Consider the following 19,810-nt stretch of genomic DNA (forward strand, 5'->3'; position numbering starts at 1 on the left):
GCGGACGAAGGCGCCGCGGCCGGCCCGCGCCGGCCACGAAGGCCGGCCGGCGGGCCGCGGCGCGCATCGTCACCAGTTGTATTTCGCGGTCGCGATCACCGTGCGGTCGGTGCCGAACACGCAGACGTTCACCGACTGGCAGCCGCTGATGTAGTGGCGGTTGGCCAGGTTCGTCGCATTCACGGCGAAGCGCCAGTTGCGCGTGTCGTAGTGCACGCCCGCGTCGAACAGCGTGACGCTCGACACCGTCAGCGCGTTGTCGGACCCACCGGCCGACGCGCTCTGGTAGCGAACGCCGCCGCCGAAGCCCAGCCCCGCGAGCGCCCCCGTATGCCACGTCCAGTCGGCCCACAGCGACGCCATCTGGCGCGGACGCGGAATGTCGACCGGCCAGTTGTTCAGCGAGTTGTCGTTCGCCTTGATGACCTTCACGTCCTGGTAGACGTACGAGGCGATCAGCGACAGGTTCGGCGTGACCTTGCCGGTCGCACTCAGCTCGATCCCGCGCGAACGCACCTCGCCGGACTGTACCGACTTGGTGCCGCTGTCGTCCTGGCTCGGCAGCGCCGGCGTGATGCCGTTGGTCTGGTTGATCTGGTAGATCGCCGCGTTCAGCATCAGGTTCTTGCCGGGCGGCTGCCAGCGCAGGCCGGCCTCGATCTGCTTGCCGCGCGTCGGCTGCGGCAGCCCGCCGCCGAGCAGGTTCACACCGATCAGCGGGTTGAACGACGTCGCGTAGCTGATGTACGGCGACAGCCCGTAGTCGCCCTGGTACGTGAGGCCGACGCGGCCGGTGAACGCCGTCACGTCCGCCTTCGTCGACGTGCCGCCCGCGCGGTCGTCCTGGCGCATGTTGACCCAGTCCTCGCGGCCGCCGAGCGTCAGCGTCCAGCGGTTCCACTTGATCTGGTCCTGCGCGTACAGGCCGAACGTGTTCATCGCCGTGTACGTGTTGGTGCGACCCGTGGTCTCCGGGTTGGAGAACACCGACGTGGTCACGGGCGTGTACACCGGGTTGTAGATGTTCAACGGCGGCGCGGCGGCAATCCACTCGCTGTCGGTTGCGGTCTGCCGGTTGTACTGGAAGCCGAGCAGCAGCGTGTGCTGGAGCGGGCCCGTCGCGAAGCGGCCTTCGACGTTGTTATCGATGTCGAAGCGGCTGTAGTTCATCTGGAACACGCCGGCCCAGCGGCTGACATCGGTCGTGCTGCCCTCGACGAAGCCGTTGCCCCACACCGAGCCGTTGTCGAGCGACAGGTGCATCAGGCGGACGTTCTGCCGGAACTTCCAGGCCGAAGTCAGGTTCTGCTCGAACTGGTAGCCGACCGACCACTGCTTCTTGCGGTAGTAGTTGAAGTTCGGGTCGCCTTCGTACACGTCCTTGTTGATCTGGCCGCTCGGATTCGGCAGCACCGTGCCCTGCGCGGGCAGGAAGTTCGACGAGATGTCGCCCCAGTCCTGCAGGTACGTCGCGGACAGCGTCAGCGACGTATCCGCATTCGGGCGCCAGCGGAACGACGGCGCGAGCGCGACGCGCTGGTCGTTGTTCGGGCCGGTCAGCGCATTGCCGTCGCGCGCGACGCCGACGAACCGGTACGCGTACTTGCCATCCGGGTCGAGCTTGTCGCCCACGTCGATCATGAACTGCTTGCGCGCGTAGTTGCCGATCTGCACGCCGGCCTCGCGCACGCGCTCGCCGTCGGCGAGCTTGGTCTGCACGTCGATGATCGCGCCGGGGTCGCCCGCGCCGTACAGCACCGAGGTCGGCCCGCGCAGCACGGTGATGCTGTCGATCATGTACGGATCGACGCGCCAGCTCGCGAGGTTGATCGTGTTCGGCACCTGCAGCCCGTTCACGTAGGCGGTCGGCGTGAAGCCGCGCAGTGCCGCGTACCAGTCGGAACGGTTGTCCGAACCGTACGACGAGAAACCCGGCACGTAGCGCAGTGCCGCGTTCACGTCGGTCGCGCCGGTCATCTCGATCTGCTGCGCGGTGACGACGTTGATCGTCTGCGGGATCTCGTTGATCGGTGTATCGGTCTTCGTGCCGGTCCGGCTGCGCTTCGCGACGAGCCCGACCGTGCCGTCCCCTTCCGAGGCCGCGTTGACGTTGATCGTCGGCAGCGTACCGGTCGACGCACTGGCCGCCGCACCGCCCTGCGCACTGCTGGCCGACGCCGCGGCGCCTGCGTTCACGGCCGGCGCCGTCTGGGCATATGCCTGCCCCGCCGCCGCACCGAACGCCACGCTTGCCGCGGCTGCGATCGCACGCAAACGCGTGCCTGTTGCCCACTCCATCTTTCTCTGCTCCACTTTTTTCATGCGGTCTCCGACCGCGCCTTTGTCAAAGAGCGAAAGCCATCCGGCCCGCGCTCACCCCGTTTTCCTGTCTTGCCTTGGCCGCGCCTTCGTCATGGGCGGGCACGATCCCGTCTTCGAGCGACGCGCAGATTTCGTCCGCGCGGCGTGCCAGCACCGACAGCAGCGTGTCGGACAAACCGTGGCTGTCTTCGCAGCAGCCTTGCAGGTAGATGCGCGGCGCGAAGTGCGCGGGCGTCGCGAGCAGGTAGTCGCGCGTCACGTCGCCACGCGCGAGCGCATCGCCCAGGTGCGGCGCAAGCCCTTCGAGCAGCGCCGAATGGGTGTCGCGGCGATAGCCGGTCGCGAGCACGAGCGCGTCGAAGCGCTCGACGCGCGTCGCGCCGCTCATCCGGTCGCGCACCGTCAGCTCGACGCGGCCGTCGGCGGTGCGCACCGCGGCCTCGATCGCGCTGTTCGCGAGCAGCGCATGACGCGGCGTGCCGTCGATGCGCTGCAGGTACAGCATTTCGTAGATCTGTTCGATCAGCGGCCGGTCGACCACCGCGTAGTTCGTATCGCGATAGCGTTCGAGCAGCGCGCGGCGCGCGTCATGCGGCTGCGCATAGACGACATCGGTGAATTCGGGGCTGAAGATCTCGTTGACGAACGGGCTGTCGTCGGCCGGCTTCAGTGCGCCCGCGCGCATCACGAGGCTCGCGTCGACATGCGGGAAGCGGCGCGCGAGATCGATGAACACCTCGGCCGCGCTCTGCCCCGCGCCGATCACCGCGACGCGGCGGCGCTCGCCGTCCGGCGACGCGACGAGCCGGTCGATGTCGGTCAGGTAGGACGACGAGTGGATCACGCGGTCGCGGCCGAGCGCGGCGAACGCGTCCGGGATCGCCGGCGTACCGCCGACGCCGACCGACAGCGCGCGCGTGACGCGCTGGCGCTCGTGGCCGGCGGCGTCGCGCGACAGCACGCGCAGCGCGTCGATCCGTGCGCCGTCGCCGCGCACGGGCTCGATGCCCAGCACGGTCTCGCTGTAATGGACGCGATCGTCGAACGCGTCGGCCACCCAGCTCAGGTAGTCGTGGAACTCGACGCGGGTCGGGTAGAAGTTCTTCAGGTTGACGAATTCGTTCAGCCGGCCGCGTTCAAACAGGTAGTTGATGAACGTGTAGCGGCTTTTCGGATCGCGCATCGTGACGAGATCCTTCAGAAACGAGATCTGCATCCGGCAGTCGTCGAGCAGCATCCCGCGATGCCAGCCGAATTCAGGCTGGCGCTCGACGAAGCAATGGGCGAGCCCGCCGCGCTCCGCGAGGCGCACGGCCAGCGCCAGATTCGACGGCCCGAAGCCGACGCCGATCAGGTCGAATACGGTTTCTCTCTGCATGTCTCAGCTCCCTTGTCGGTGAATCCGGCGCGTCAGACGTGACGGCCGGAGAAGAACGTCTCGCGCAGCGTGCGCATCCACAGCGGCTGCGCGTCGGCCAGCGCGAGACGGCGCTGCCGCGCGAAGCCATGCCGCGCGAGATGATCGGCAACCCGCGCGTGGCCGGCCGGAACGGCACAGCCGACCGCTTCGGTACGCGGGTCGTCGAGAAACAGGTAATGAACGACGGACGGCAGCCAGCCCGCCACGCAATGCGGGCCGCGCCAGCGCGATTCGCCGACCAGCATCCGCAGCCCGCGGTCGTAGTCGCGCGCCGCGACGTGCGGCGCGAGCGCGTCTTCCTTCAGCCAGAACGCCTCGAAATACGCGAACGGTTCGCCGTCGAAGCAGCCGACGAGCGGTATGACGTGCGGGTCGGCATCCGGCGCCGCACCTTGCCCGCCGTCCACGCCCGGCTGCGCGCCCGGCCAGCCGTCGCGCACGCGCGGCTCGTCGAACCAGCGCGCGACGCGTTGGGCATCCTCGGCCGGCTGCCAGCCGCGCAGCGTGAAGCGCACGCCGAGCGCCGGCAGGTCGCGCGCATAGACTTCGCCGCGCGGCGCCGGCGGCCGGCGCGGGTGGCGGCGGCCGTCGGTGAACACCGGCAGCGTCGCGCACGACAGATGCGGGCCGACGAGCCACAGGTCGGCCTGCTGTGCCCAGCCTTCGCGCATGCAACGGCCGGCGTCGGCGAGCACGCCGCTCGCGCGCAGCGCATCGAGCGCGACCGCCGGCCATGCGGCCGGGTCGAGCCGGATCGACGCGTGGCGCGCGCTGTCGGAAAACGCCGCGGCCAATGCGGCCAGCAGCGCACGCCGCTGGTCGGCCGGCGACGCGCGATGGTTGTACGCGACGAGGCGCAGCGCGCCGTCGTCGCCGAGTTGCGCGCGCAACAACTGCGCACCGATGCCGTCGCCCTGCGCGACGCGGATCTCCGCGCCGTCGCGCACGGCGAACAGGCCGTCCGCGAACGCGAGGCGGTAGGTATCGAGCATCGTGAATCCGTCCGGACGCACTTCAGCCAGCATGGCGTTCCTCCTGTCCCGTTTCCGTGCATGCGTCGAGCCGCGCGCCGAGTGCCGCGAAGGTCGGCGACGCGAACAGGTCGGCGACCGTCAGCGCGTGACCGGCGCGGCTGGCCGCGTCGACGAAGCGCACGACGTCGAACGACGTCGCGCCCGCTTCGAACAGGTCGGCATCGGGCTCGGGCGCGGCCGTCGCGAACGTGTCGGACCACAGCGCCGCGAGCGCGGCAGCCGCGTGCGGTGCGCGTGACGACGTTGCGGCGCGTGCGTCGCCTGCCGCGTGCGCGCGCGGCGACGCTTGCGCAACGGCATGCGTGTCGGGCGCGCCGAGCGCGGCTTCCGACGCGCCGGCGAAGCGCGCGACTTCGTCGTGGTAAATGTCGACGAGCACATCGACGAAGCTGCGGTCGAGCAGTTCGTCCGCATACGAGAACGCGGCGCTCACGCGCCCGTCCGGATGCTCGACGACGTCCAGCTCCAGCGTGAACACGACGCGATGGCGCACGTCGTCGAACCCGGCCAGCGACAGGCCGGCCCAGTCGCGCGCGGCGGCACCGGTCGGGCGCAGGTAGTTGAACATCACCTGGAACAGCGGATTGGCCTGCGCGGCACGCGGCGCGCGCAGCGCCGCGACGACGTCCGCGAACGGCACGTCGGCGTGCGCATAGGCCGCGAGTGCCGTGTCGCGCACCTGTGCCAGCACGTCCGCGCGACGCGCGGCCGGGTCGATCCGCGTGCGCACCACGACCGAATTGATGAAGAGGCCGAGCGCCTCGCGGGCCGCGTCGCCCGTCAGCTCGCGCGTCGACGCGAGCACGCCGACCGGCTGGTCGGCCGCACCCGTCGCGCGGAACAAGGCGGTGTTGAGCGCCGCGTGCAGCAGCATCGGCAGCGTCGCGTGCGCGGCCGACGCCGTATCGCGCGCGGCGCGGATCAACGCGCCGTCGAATTCGAACGCGATGCGGGCCGCGCGCCATTGCGGCACGGCCGGCGCGTTGGCGCGCTGCGGCAGCAGGCGCGCCGGCAGGTCGGCCAGCGCATCGCGCCAGTAAGCGACGCGGGCCGGATGGCACGGCGCGGGCAGCACGAGCGGCCGGGCGACCGGTTGGGCGATCTCCCCGGCCGCCACGGCACCACCCTGCACGCGGGCGACATAGCGCGCGCGAACCGCATCGAGCCAGAGCTCGATCGATTCGCCATCCGACACGATGTGATGAATCGTCAGCGACAGCACGTGATCGTCCGCGCCGAGCCGCAGCACCCGCGCGCGCCACAGCGGCGCATCGGCCGCGAGGTCGAACGGCGCGAGCGCGTCCTCGTCGGTCAGCGCCGCCGCGCGGGCAAGCACATCGGCTTGCGCCGTCAGGTCGATCACCGGCAGTTCGACGGAAACGTCCGCGTCGATCCGCTGGCCCGGCAGCGCGCCGTCACGCGCCACGAGCCGCGCGCGCAGCGCCGGATGCACGGCCGCGACATCCGAGAAGGCCGCACGCAGCGCATCGACGTCGAGCGGGCCGCGCACCCGCAGCGCGACCGGAATGTTGTACGCGGCGCTGTCCGGCTGCGCGCGCCACAGGAACCACAGGCCGAGCTGCGCGGGCGACAGCGGCCACACGCCGTGGGCGTCCGGTTGCGCCACCGCAACGCCCGGCGCCGCGGCACCGGCATGCGCGGCGTGCGGCGCATCGGCCACCTGACGCGCGTACTGCGCGAGCACCGGCGCTTCGAACAGCGCGCGCACCGGCACGTCGCGGCCGAGCCGTTCGGCCACACGCGTCGCGACGCGCACGGCGGCAAGCGAATGGCCGCCGAGATCGAAAAAGTGATCGCCCCGGCCCACACGCTCGAGATTCAGCACGTCGCACCAGATCGCCGCGAGCGCGGCTTCGTCGCCGTCCTGCGGCGCTTCGTACGCGCGTTCGACGCGCACGGGCGCCGGCAGCCGTGCGCGATCGACCTTGCTGTTCGCGTTGCGCGGCAGCGCGTCGAGCACGATCAGCTGCGCGGGCACCATGTAATCGGGCAGCGTGCGGCGCAGGTGTGCGTCGAGCGTCGCGGCTTCGACCGGCTGCGCGGCCGCCCGTGCGTCGGCGGTCAGCTCGACGTACGCGACGAGCTGCGCGAGTGCGCCCTGCCCGTGCACGACCGCGCATGCTTCACGCACCGCGTCGTGCGCGGCAAGCTGCGCCTCGATCTCGCCGAGTTCGATGCGCAGCCCGCGCAACTTCACCTGGTGGTCGACGCGGCCGATGAAGTCGAACACGCCGTCCGCGCGACGCCGCACGAGGTCGCCCGTGCGGTACAGCCGCGCGCCCGGCGCGCCGTACGGATCGGGCACGAAACGCTCGGCCGTCAGCGCCGGGCGGTCGAGATAGCCGCGCGCGACGCCGATCCCCTCGCCGCCCAGGTACAGTTCGCCGATCACGCCGACCGGCAGCGGATGCAGCCGCTCGTCGAGCACGTGCGCGGTGCGTGCGCCGACCAGCGTACCGATCGGCAGGTACGCGGCGTCGCCGAGCTTCGCGAGATCGTCGCCTGGCCGGAACATCCACAGCGTCGGCGTGATGACCGTCTCGGTCGGCCCGTAGCCGTTGACCACGCGCACGTTCGGCAGCGCGCGGCGCAGCATCGCGAACGCCTCGCGCGACGTCGCTTCGCCGCCGACGGTCAGCGACCGCAGTGTCGGCGGCGCGCCGTGCGCGAGCGCCCATTCGGCAAGCTGCGCGGCGCAGCCGGGCGGCACGTAGGTCATCGTCACGCCGTCGCGGACCATCATTGCGCAGGTCTGCGCGGGCGGCCACAGCACGTCGGCCGTCACCGACACGGCGGCGCCCGACATGTATTGCGAGAACCAGCCTTCATGCGCGCCGTCGAAGTTGACCGACTGGAACAGCAGGAACACGTCCTGCTCGCCGGCGCCGTAGCGCTCGGCGATCGCCGCGCAATGCAGCGCGAACGATGCATGGTCGACGATCACGCCCTTCGGCTTGCCGGTCGAGCCCGACGTGTAGATCGCATAAGCCGCATGCCCCGGCAGCACGTCCGGCAGCACGACGTGCGCCGCTTCGTCGAGCGCAGCGACTTCGTCGGCGCGCCACACGCGCAGCGCCGGCAGCTCGGGCAGCGACGCGGCGCTCGCGCCGTCGGTCAGCACGTGCGCGATGTTCGCGTCGCCGACGATCTGCGCGAGCCGTTCGCGCGGATGCGCCGGATCGAGCGGCACGAACGCGGCGCCAGACTTCAATACCGCGATCAGCGCGACGAGCAGGTCGACCGAGCGCTGCAGCGCGACGCCGACCCGCATTTCCGGCCGCACGCCGGCCGCCACCAGATGGCGCGCCAGGCGGGCCGCGCGCGCATCGACTTCGCCGCGCGTGAACGCACGATCGATATCGGCGACGCCGCGCGCGTCGGGTCGTGCGTGCGCATGCGCGGCGATGCGTGCATGCACGGGCACGAACGGCTCGGCATCGGTCGCGCCGGCCGGCGCGTTCCATGCAAGGAGCTGCGCGCGCTCGGCGGCGGGCAGCCAGTCGAGATCGCCGACCGGCATGTCGGGGCGCACGAGCGCATCGGCGAGCAGCGTGACGAAGCGCGCGGCCAGCCGTTCGATCGCATCCGCATCGAACAGGTCGAGCGCGTAGATGAACGCGGCGTCGAACGTGCCGTCCGGCGTCGCTTCGACCGACAGCGTCAGGTCGAATTTCGCGGAAGGCGTACCGGACGGCAGCAACGCGGCCGACGCCGCGCCGAGCGCCGGCAACGCACGACGCTCGCCGTATGCGGCCATCACCTGGAACAGCGGATGGTGGCTCGCGCTGCGCGGCACGCCGAGCGCGTCGACCACCTGCTCGAACGGCACGTCCTGATGCATCTGCGCGTCGACGAGCGCACGCTGCGTGCGCGCGACCAGCGACGAGAAATCGCCGTGCGCGGGCACGTCGACGTCGATCGCCAGCGTGTTGACGAAGAAGCCGATCAGGCCGGCGACTTCCGCGCGTTCGCGGTTCGCGGCCGGCACGCCGACGCAGATCCGCGCATCGCCCGTCGCGCGCGCGAGCAGCGCATCGAGCGCGGCGAGCAGCACCGCGAACGGCGTGGCGCCCGATGCGGCCGCGAATGCGCGCAGTTGCGCAGCGATGCGCGCGTCGAGCGAAAACACGTGGCGGGCGCCGCGCGCACTGCGGCGCGCGGGTCGTGCGGCCGCGCCCGGCAGCGTCAGCACGCCGCGCTGCGGATCGAGCCGTTCGCGCCAGAACGCGAGCTGGCGTTCGCGCTCGCCGGCGTCGAGCCAGCGGCGCTGCCACAGCGCGTAGTCGGCGTACTGGATCGGCAGCGGCGCGAGCGGCACCGGTTCGCCCGACGCATAGGCGCGATAGAACGACGCAAGCTCGAACAGCATCACGCCCGACGACCAGCCGTCCGACACGATGTGGTGCACGGTGAGCGCGAGCCAGTGATGCGTCGCGTCGAAGCGCACCAGGTGCGCGCGGACGAGCGGCGCCACGCCGAGATCGAACGGCTCGGCTTCCTCGGCCGTCGCGACGGCTTGCGCGCGCGCCGTGCGCTGCGCCTCCGGCAGCGCTTCAAGATCGGTTTCGCGCCACGGGCAGCGCAGCGGCGCGTGGATCGTTTGCGCGACGCCGTCCGGCGCTTCGTCGAAGGTCGTGCGCAGCGCCTCGTGGCGCGCGATCAGCGCATCGCATGCAAGCCGCAACGCGTGCACGTCAAGCGGGCCCGTCAGCGCCAGGCGCTCGGTGATGTGATACGCGTCGGGCGCATCGATCAGCCGCGCATGCAGCCACAGCCGCGTCTGTGCGAACGACGCCGGCACGCGGTCGCTGCGCGGCGTGCGCGGCGGGATCGGCAGCACGCGAAAATCGATGCCGGCCGCGCCGAGCTTGTCGATGAACACCGCGCGCTGCGCGTCGGGCAGTTGCGCGAAACGCGTCGCGAGCGCCAGCCAGTCGGGTTGAACCTTCGTCATCCGTCGTCCTTATTGGGTTTCCAGTTCGCCGAGCAGCGCGTCGATCGCGCTCGCCGCGTCGGTCGCGCCGCGTGCCGCGCAGGCCGCGTCGATCGCCTCCGCGCAACGCGCCAGCGTGCGCGTGTCGAACAGCGTACGCAGCGGCAACGCGAGCCCCCAGTGCAGGTTCGCCTGCGCATGGGCCTGCGTCGCGAGCAGCGAATGGCCGCCGAGCAGGAAGAAGTCGCCGTCGCGGCCGATCGCGTCCACATGCAGCACGCGTTGCCAGATCCCGGCGAGCGCGCGTTCCGTGTCGGTCGCGAGTGCCGCTTCGGCTGCCGTGTCGCGTACCGGCGCGGGCAGCGCATGGCGGTCGCACTTGCCGTTCGGCGTGACGGGCAACGCGTCGAGTTCGACCAGCTGCGACGGCACCATGTAGGCCGGCAGGTGCGCGCGCAGCGTGTCGAGCAGCGCCGCCCGGTCGAGCTGGGCCGCATCGCCGCGCGCGACATAACCGACCAGTTGCTCGTCGCGCACGATCACGACCGCATCGTTCACGCCTGGCGCCGCGCGCAGCAGCGCCTCGATCTCGCCCGGCTCGATCCGCTGGCCGCGCAGCTTGACCTGCGTATCGACGCGGCCGAGGTAATCGAGCGCACCGTCCGCACGCCGTCGCGCGAGGTCGCCCGTGCGGTACATACGTGCGCCCGGGACGAACGGATCGGGCACGAAGCGCTCGGCGGTCAACGCCGGACGGCCGAGATAACCGCGCGCGAGGCCCGCGCCCGCGAGATACAGTTCGCCGGTCGCGCCGACCGGCACCGGCTGCCATGCGGCATCGAGCACGTGCAGCTGCAGGTTCGCGATCGGATGGCCGATCGGCACCGCGACCGCCTGCGCGTCGTCGGGGCCGCACGTCCAGTGCGACACGTCGATCGCGGCCTCGGTCGGCCCGTACAGGTTGACGAGCGTCGCGTGCGGCAGCAGCCGCGCCATTTTCTCGACGAGTTCGGGCGCGAGCGCCTCGCCGCTCGCGACGATCAGGCGCACGCTGTCGCATTGCGCGGCGGCCGCGAAATCGTCGAGATGCGCGGCGAACGCGGCGAGCATCGACGGCACGAAGTGCAGCACCGTCACGCCGTGCGCATGGATCGCGGCCGCGAGACGCGCCGGATCGCGATGGTCGCCGGGCGCGGCGATCGCGAGCTTCGCGCCGATCGCCAGCGGCCACACGAATTCCCACACCGACACGTCGAAGCCGAACGGCGTCTTGTGCAGCACGACGTCGTCGCGCGTCAGCCGGTACGCGTGCTGCATCCACGCGATCCGGTTCGCGAGCGCGCCGTGCGTGTTGCCGGCGCCCTTCGGCTTGCCGGTCGAGCCGGACGTGTAGATCAGGTAGGCAAGCTGTGCGTCGTCGATCTCGGCGGTCACGCCGGCGGGGTCGTCGACCGTTTCGTCGACCGTTTCGTCGACGGTTTCATCGGCCAACAGGTCCGCGACCGTCAGCAACTGCGTCGTTGCACCGTCGCCCAGCGCCGCCTCGACCTGCTCGCGCAGATGGGCCTGGGTGATCGCGACGGCCGGCCGCGCGTCGCGCAGCAGATACGCGATGCGCTCGGCCGGATAGTCGGGATCGACCGGCAGGTAGGCCGCGCCGGCCTTCAGCACGCCGACCAGCGCCATCACCATGTCGAACGAACGCTCGACGCACAGCGCGACCGGCGTATCGGGTCGCACGCCGCGCCGGCGCAGCGCAGCCGCGATGCGCGACGTACCGACGTCGAGCTCGCGATAGGTCGCGCGATGCACGCCGCCGTGAACGTCCGCGTATTCGAGCGCGATCGCGTCGGGCGTCGCCCGCGCCGCATCGGCGAATTGCAGGTGCAGCGGCTGCCGTTGCGAAGCCGGCCATGTGCGCGCGGTGTCCTGCGCCCGCGCCAGTGCGTCGCGGGTGGCGTCGTCGGCGATCGACAGTGTGCCGAGCAGCGCATCCGGCGTGCGGGCCAGCGCATCGAGTGCGCAGGCGAACGCGCGGTGCCAGGTTTCGACCTGCCGCGCATCGACGCGCGCGGTGTCGTAGCCGTAGTCGATCGTCAGCTCGGCGCCGCTCTCGATCACGAGCGTCAGCGCGAAATCGGTGGCTTCGATGCTGCGCACGCCGCTCAAGACCAGCGCGCGCGGATCGGCATCGCGCGCCGTGTCGTCGACCGGATAGTTCTCGAACACGACCAGCGTGTCGAACAGTGCGCCGCCCGCGCCGCGCGCCCAGCGCTGGATGTCGGCAAGCGGCGTATGAGCGTGCTCGGCGGCCGCCGCGTTGTCGCGTTGCAGCGCTTGCAGCCAGTCGGCCGCGCGTTGCTGCGGCGCCGGCGCGGTGATCACCGGCACCGTGTTGATGAAGAGGCCGAGCACCGCATCGACGTCCGCGAGTGCGTCGGGACGGCCCGCGACGGTCGCGCCGAACGCGACGGCCGGCTGGTGCGTCATCCGCTGCAGCGCGAGCGCCCACGCGCCCTGCACCAGCGTGTTGACGGTCAGCTTCAGCGCCCGTGCCGTCTGCGCGACACGCGTCATCGCGTCGGCGTCGAGCGTCGCGCGCCACGTGACCATGTCGGCATCCGCACGGTCGGCCGTGCGGTCGGCGATCAGCGTCGGGGCGTCGAGTCGTGCGAGGCGTTCGGTCCAGAAGCGTTCGTCGGCGTCGCGGTCGCGCGTGCCGAGCCAGGCGATGAAGTCGCGATACCGGAGTGCCGGGCGGCTCGCGAACGGCGATACGGCGTCCGGGTCGCGATAGTCGCGCAGCACGTCCGACAGCAGGCGCGCGGTGCTCCAGCCGTCGAGCAGCACGTGGTGACGCGTCCACACGACGCGCCATGCGTCGTCGGTCACGCGGATCAGCGTGATGCGCATCAACGGCGGCTCGCGCCAGTCGAAGCCGCGTGCGCGATCGGCCGCGAGCCATGCGTCGAAATCGGCGTCGAGCGTGTCGCCGCGCGTGCGCCAGTCGAGCTGTTCGACCGGCATCCGGGCATGGCGATGCACGCACTGCAGCGGCGCGGCTTCGTCCGGCATCACGCTCGTGCGCAGGATGTCGTGGCGCGCGACGGACGCCTCGAACGCGGCGACGAGCCGGTCGGCATTGAGCGCGGCCGCGGTCGCGACGAGCTGGTTCACGTAGCTGGCGTGACCGGGTGCGAACTGCGCATGGAACAGGATGCCCTGCTGCATCGGCGACAGCGGATAGACGTCGTCGATCGTGCGCCAGTCGAGCGGCGTGCGTTCGATCGCGGCCTGCGTGAGACCGGCGGCCTGCGCGAGCGGGAAATCGCCCGGCGTCGCGCCGGCGCCGCGATGCGCGACGCGTGACGCACACGCGTCGACGAGCTCGCGCAGCGCCGCCGCGAAGCGTTCGGCGCATGCGTCGATCGTCGTGCGCTCGAATTGCGGTGCACCGTAGACCCAGTGCACTTTCAGCGTGCGTGCGCCGTCGCGATCCGTATCGAGGTACGCGTGGATCGCGAGCGTATTGCCGAGCGGCCCCTGGGGGTCGCGCTCGACGCCGGTGCCGCCGAAGCGCGGCACGAGCACGGCATCGCGCGGTGCGTCGAACTGGCCGAGATAATTGAACGTGACGCGCGGACGCGGCACGGCGGCCAGCACCGCGCGCGTCGCCGCATCGCCGTAGTGCGTGAGCACGCCGAAACCGAGCCCCTTGTGCGGCACCGCGCGCAACGTGTCCTTGACCGCGCACAGCGTGTCGCGCGCGGTGGCCGCGACCGGCAGCGTCACCGGGTAATGGCTCGTCAGCCAGCCGATCGTGCGGCTCGCATCGGCATCGTCGAACAGCGCCTCGCGGCCATGCCCTTCCAGTTCGACACGGCACGAGACGGCGCCGCTTGCGCCGGCCAGCGCCAGTGCGAGCGCGGCACCCAGCAATTCGATCGTCTGCGTGCGATAGGCGGCATGCGCATCGGTCAGCGCCGCGCGGGTCAAGGCCGCATCGATCGTCTGCACGACGACGGCAGCATCGGCGTTCGTCGCCGTGGCGTCGGGATGGTCGGGCACGACGTCGTCACCCTGCGCCATGCCGGCCCAGTATGTCGCCTCGGCCGCGAACGGCGATGCCGGTTCCGTCGCCGCACGGGCAAGCCGCGACGCCCAGGCATCCGCGCGCAGGCCCGGCTGCGACAGCCGGATGGGCGTGCGTTCGCATGCCGCGCGATAGGCCGAGTCCAGGTCGTCGAGCAGGATGCGCCACGACACGCCGTCGACGATCGCATGGTGAATCGCCAGATAGAGCTGCGTCGAGCCGTCCGGCAAGCGTGCCGCGCATGCGCAGGCCAGCGGCCCGCGACCGAGGTCGAGGCGGCGCTGCAACGCGTCGAAGCGCGCGAGCGCGTCGGCCTCGTCGCGGGCGGCGACTTCGACGAACGGCAGCGCGTCGTACGGTTTCGCGGCATCGCTGGCGTGCCACGTGCCGTCCGCGCCGCGTGCGAAACGCTGGCGGAATGCGTCGTTATGCGTCAGCAATGCGTCGAAGGCGCGCGCGAACGCATCGGCGTCGAACGGCCCGCGCACGTCGAATGCGACCGACTGGTTCCAGTGGCCCGGGCGCGGGATGTCGAGCGCGAAGAAGCGCTGCTGCGCGGGCGTCAGGACCGGCGCCGTCACCGGTGCGCCGGCAGCAGATCCGGCCGCAGGCTGCGCGACGGCGGCGGCGACAGCCACGTCCTCCGTCTTCGCGATGCGTGCGAGTTCGGCGACCGTCGGGCCGTCGAACAGCTGCTTCGGCGTGAAGCGCACGCCACGCTTGCGCGCACGGGCGATCACCTGCAGCACGAGGATCGAATCGCCGCCGAGTTCGAAGAAGTTGTCGTCGCGGCCGACCTGCGGCGCCTTCAGCACGGCCTGCCAGACTTCGGCGAGCACCGTTTCGACCGCGCCCTGCGGCGCATTGCCGGACGCGGTCGCGACCGGCGCGGCCGCCTGTTCACGCAACGCGGCACGATCGATCTTGCCGTTCGCGGTCACGGGAAGGCGAGCGAGCGCGACGAACTGCGCGGGCACCATGTAGTCGGGCAGCTTCGCGGCAAGCGCCGCGCGCACGGCGGCCTCGTCGAAGGTCGCGCCGTCGCGCATCACGACGAACGTCGCGAGCCGCAGGCGGCCATCGTGTTCGATCGCGAGCGTTTCGGCCTGCGCGACCGGCCCGGCCGCACGCACGGCCGCACTCACCTCGCCCGGTTCGACACGGTAGCCCCGAATCTTCACCTGGTCGTCGATGCGGCCGAGGAACGCGAGACGGCCGTCGGCGCACAACCGGACACGGTCGCCCGTGCGATACAGCCGCGCACCGGGCGTAAACGGATCGGGCACGAAGCGCTCGGCGGTCTGCGCCGGGCGTCCCAGGTAGCCGCGCGCGACGCCCGGCCCGCCCAGATACAGCTCGCCCGTCGCGCCGGCCGGCACGCACGCGCCGAACGCGTCGAGCACCAGCGCGCGCGCATTCGGCAGCGGCAGGCCGAGCGGCACGCCGCTCGCGGGATCGCGCGCATCGGCGGCGATCGACGCCGTATCGCACGCGATCGCACCGACCGTCGCTTCGGTCGGCCCGTAGTGGTTGATCACGCGACAGGCCGGCGCAAGCGCGGCCAGGCGCGCGACGAGCGCCCACGTCAGCGTTTCGCCGCCGGTCACGAGCGCATGGCGCGGCAGCACGTCGGCCGGCACGCGTGCGTCGAGCAGCGCCTGCAGGTGGCTCGGCACGATCTTCAGCACGCCGACGTCGCGGCGGCGCATCTCGTCGGCGAACAGGTCCGGATCGAACGCGCACGCGGCCGGCAGCAGGTGCAGCGTGCGGCCCGCGCACAGCGCGCCGAACAGCGTCGTGTGACCGAGGTCGGCCGCGACGGTCGATACCATCGCGAACGATGCGTCCGGTGCGAACGCGAGTTCGTCGAGCATCCCCTGCACGTAGTCGGCCAGCGCGCCGTGCGACACGACGACGCCCTTCGGCGTGCCGGTCGAGCCCGACGTATAGATCAGGTAAGCGCCCTGTTCCGGGTGCGGCGCGACGCGCACGCCGGCCGCGAGCGCGAGCGTTGCGTCCTGCGCGAGCGTGTCGACGTCGAGCGGCTGTGCGTCGATGCCGGCCGGCCACGCCGCGGTATCCGCGACGAGCGCCCAGCGCGCGCCGCAGTCGGCTGCCGCCGCGGCCAGCCGGGCGGCCGGCTGGGCGGGATCGAGCAGCACGGCGAGCGCGCCGGCCTTCAGCGCGCCGAGCAGGCCGACGACGAAGCGCGCGGAGCGTTCGATGCAGACGATCACCGGCACTTCTGCGCCCACGCCTCGCCCGGACAGCGCGCGTGCGAGGCGGTTCGATGCGTCGTCGAGTTCGCCGAACGTCAGCGACGCCGACGCATCGGCAAGCGCGACGCGATGCGGATACGCGGCCGCCTGCCGCGCGAACGCGGCGACGATGTCGGCATGTTCGACGCGCAGCGCACGGCCGTCGCGCGGCTGGCGCGCAGCGGCCGACGCGTCGCACGGCAGGACGGCCGTCGTCTGGTGCGGATCGCGCGCGGCGGCACCGACGAGCGCCGCGTAGCTGTGGAGCCACGCACGCGCGGTATCCGCATCGATGCAGTCGGTCGCATAGGCCGCGACCAGTTCGATGCCGTTCGCATCGTCGGTGAAATCCACCGCGTAGTCGAAGCGTGCGGCGAGATCGGGGCCCGGCGTCGCAACGGCCGTCGCGCCCGGCAGCACGCTGTCGTGCCGCGCATCGAACTGCTGCGCGAATTTCACGCGCAGCCATTCGTCGCCGCGCTTGACCGGCGGCTTCACCGCGTCGACGACACGCTCGAACGGCACGTCCTGGTGGGCGACCGCGTCGAGCGCCGCCGTGCGCGCCGCATCGACGAGCGCGCGGAACGGCAGCGTCGGCGACACCCGCACGCGCAGCGCGACCGTATTCAGGAACAGGCCCAGCAGCGCACGCGTTTCGGGGCGCTGACGATGCGCGACCGGTACCGCGACCACGACATCCGTTGCGCCGGTCAGGCGCGACAGCCACGCGTCGAGCGCGGCCAGCAGCACCGTGAAGACGGTCGCCTGCGCGTCGCGCGCGAGTTGCCGCACGTCGGCCGCGACCGCGTCGGGCAGCCGCACCGACACGCGCGCACCTTGCAGCGTGCGCGCCGCGCCCGGCTGGCGGTCGACCGGCAGCGCGAGCGGGCCCGGCACGTCGCGCAATGCGCCGCGCCAGTAATCGAGCTGACGTTCACCCTCGCCGCCGGCCAGCATGTCGCGTTGCCAGTCCGCATAGTCGGCGTACTGGATCGGCAGATCGGGCAGCGACGGCGCGCGGCCTTCCGCATACGCGCGATAGGCGGCCGACAGTTCGTCGAACGCGCAGCGCGAGCTCCAGCCGTCGGTGATGGCGTGATGGGCGGTCAGCAGCAGGCGGTGACGGTCGCCCGCGAGCGCGACCAGCGTCGCGCGCAGCAGCGGGCCGCGCGCGAGGTCGAACGGTTCTGCCGCCTCGCGCTCGGCAAGACGCGCGGCTTGCGCGTCGCGGGCGGCGGGCGGCTGGTCGCGCAGGTCGACGTCGGCGATCGACACCGGCAGGTGCGCATGAATCCGCTGCATCACCACGCCGTCGTCGTTGTCGACGAGCGTCGTGCGCCATGCCTCGTGCCGGCCGATCACGTGATCGAGCGCGCGTTGCAGCGCGTCGCGATCGAGCATGCCGTCGATCGTCCAGTGCGCGGCGATGTGATAGGCGGCGCTCGCGTCACGCGTTTGCGCGAGCACCCAGAAACGTTGCTGCGCGAGCGAGGCGGCGCGATCGACGTACGGCGCGCATGCCGCGGCGGCATCGGCCGCATCAGTCGTCAACCGGCGCGCGGCGATCGCGGCCAGCGGTTCGCCGGTTTCGCGTTCCGCACGATCGACCGCTTCGGCCAGTTCGGCGAGCGCCGGATCGGCAAACAGCGTATCGAGCCGCAGGTTCACGCGTACCGCAGCCCGGATCGCGGCCTGCAACTGCATCGCGGCGAGCGAATCGGCGCCCAGCGCGAAAAAGCGGTCGTCGCGCGACGGTGCGACATCGAGGCCGAGCAGCGTCTGCCAGAGGCCGGCGAGCTGCTGTTCAGTCGGCGTGCGCGGTGCGTCGCCGCCCCCCTGCGTCGTGTCGCGCGCGGCGGCAATCTTCTCGCGCAGCGCGGCACGGTCGATCTTGCCGTTCAACGTGTACGGCAGCGCATCGCAACGCACGAACCGGTGCGGCTGCCATGCGGCCGGCAGTTGCCCGGCCACGTGCGCCTTGAGCGCCGCATCGTCGGCCGCCGCGCGCAGTGCGACGCACGCGATCAGGCGCGTCGGCCCGTTGCCGGTTTCGGCGACCACGGCCGCGTCGGCCACGGCCGGATGCGAGCGCAGGCACGCGGCGATTTCGGCCGGCTCCACGCGCACGCCGCGTACCTGGACCTGGTCGTCGAGGCGGCCGAGATAGTCGAATGCGCCGTCGTCGCGCAGCCGTGCGAGGTCGCCGGTACGGTACACGCGCGCACCGGGTTCGCCGTCGGCATCCGGAACGAAACGTTCGGCCGTCAGCGCCGGGCGGCCGTGATAGCCGCGCGCGACGCAGACGCCGCCCAGCAGCAATTCGCCCACACCGTCGCCGTCGACGCCGCCACCCTCGCCACCCTCGCCACCATCGACGCGCGCGACGCGCGGGCCGATCACGCGGCCGATCGGCAATGACGCATAAGCGTCGTCGGCGGCCAGCGCGGGCGTCTCGCCCGGTTCGACCGGCCACAGCATCGGCGAAATCACGGCCTCCGTCGGCCCGTAACCGTTGATCAGGCGTACCGACGGGAAGGTGCGGCGCACGAATTCGAACGCCTGCTGCGGCAGCGCTTCGCCGCCGAACGCGAGCACGCGTAGCGCCGGCGGTACGCCGTCGCGTGCGGCCACCGCGGCGAATTCGCGCAGGTATGCGGGCGGGAACGCCGCCACGTTGACCGCCTCGCTCACCATCAGCGCATGCGCGGCATCCGGCGCGAACGGCTGCGGCGGTGCGACGACGATGCTCGCGCCGGTCGCGAGCGGCGCGAGCCAGCACTCGTGCGCGGCGTCGAAATTGACCGACGCGAAATGCAGCAGGTGGTCGCCGGCCTCGATCGGCAGCGCGGCCGCGAGCGCGTCGCAGTGCGCGGCGAGCGGCCCGTGTTCGACGACGACCGCCTTCGGCGTGCCGGTCGAACCCGACGTGTAGATCATGTAGGCGGCCGCACGCGGGTGGACGGTCGCCGCTTCGTCATCCTCGGCAACCTCCTGGCCATCCGCTGCCTCGGCTGCCGCGTCGAACGCGTGCTCGAACGGCGCGCCGAGCGCCGCGCGGCCGGCCGCGTCGACGATGCCGTGCCGCAGCCGGGCATCCTGGACGATCCAGTCGAGGCGCGCGGCCGGATGGCGCGGGTCGAGCGGCACGAACACGCCGCCCGCCTTCAGCACGGCCAGCAGCGCGACGAACAGTTCGCACGAACGCTCGACGCACACGCCCACCCGCACTTCCGCGCCGACACCGGCCGCGCGCAGTTGCCGGGCCAGCCGCGACGCCCGCGCGTCGAGCGCGCCGCGCGACAGGCGCAAGCCGTTCTGGAAAGGTGCCGCGATTGCGGGTGCGTCGGGCGCGATGCGCGCCAGTTCGCGGATTCGGTGATGCAGCGCAGTCGGGAAACTCGTCATGTGCGTGAAGTCCTTCGGTCCGGCCGCTTCGGCCAAGTCTCGGGGCCGCTTGGGGCGGCTTCACTGGTGTGACGAACGGCGCGGCCGATTTTTTACCGTTTTGTGCGCAAAGTACGGGCGGACGCTTTTTTTTTGAACGCGCGGCTAAATATTTGCGCGGCCCGTTCGTCTATCAGGGAGGAAAGCCGCAACGGGGCCCCGCCTCGCCCGCCGCTTTCGCGCCAGTTTTGCCGTTTTGGCGTTTTCGCCTGCCTTCCCTTTACCGACGTTGCCGATGACAGCTGCCCACGAGCCTTCTTCCCCGCCGTCCCTCGACGCCTCCCC

Annotated in this window: 5 protein-coding genes; all 5 read right to left on the bottom strand. The window is 71.7% G+C overall.

The window, feature by feature from the left end:
• Nucleotides 1-69: 69 nt before the first annotated feature.
• The 5 genes from DPV79_RS34615 to DPV79_RS34635 are packed head-to-tail and all read right to left on the bottom strand — an operon-like array spanning nt 70 to nt 19,486.
• Entirely contained in the window at nt 70-2,298 is a 2,229-nt protein-coding gene (locus DPV79_RS34615) for a TonB-dependent siderophore receptor (protein WP_482764117.1), read from the bottom strand.
• Between the two features lie 46 nt (nt 2,299-2,344).
• The gene (locus DPV79_RS34620) at nt 2,345-3,700 is read right to left on the bottom strand and encodes a lysine N(6)-hydroxylase/L-ornithine N(5)-oxygenase family protein (protein WP_113047521.1); all 1,356 of its coding nucleotides are present in this window, start codon (nt 3,698-3,700) and stop codon (nt 2,345-2,347) included.
• Nucleotides 3,701-3,732: 32 nt separating this feature from the next.
• Nucleotides 3,733-4,767, bottom strand: a complete 1,035-nt coding sequence (locus tag DPV79_RS34625; protein ID WP_113047522.1) for a GNAT family N-acetyltransferase — start codon at nt 4,765-4,767, stop codon at nt 3,733-3,735.
• Entirely contained in the window at nt 4,757-9,751 is a 4,995-nt protein-coding gene (locus DPV79_RS34630) for a non-ribosomal peptide synthetase (RefSeq protein WP_113047523.1), read from the bottom strand. The genes DPV79_RS34625 and DPV79_RS34630 overlap by 11 nt, the downstream gene beginning before the upstream one ends.
• A gap of 9 nt (nt 9,752-9,760) precedes the next feature.
• Nucleotides 9,761-19,486 (bottom strand): non-ribosomal peptide synthetase, encoded by a 9,726-nt coding sequence (locus tag DPV79_RS34635; protein WP_113047524.1) that lies wholly within the window; start codon nt 19,484-19,486, stop codon nt 9,761-9,763.
• Between the last annotated feature and the right edge of the window lie 324 nt (nt 19,487-19,810).

Source organism: Burkholderia reimsis, from assembly GCF_003294055.1.
GTDB lineage: Bacteria > Pseudomonadota > Gammaproteobacteria > Burkholderiales > Burkholderiaceae > Burkholderia > Burkholderia cepacia.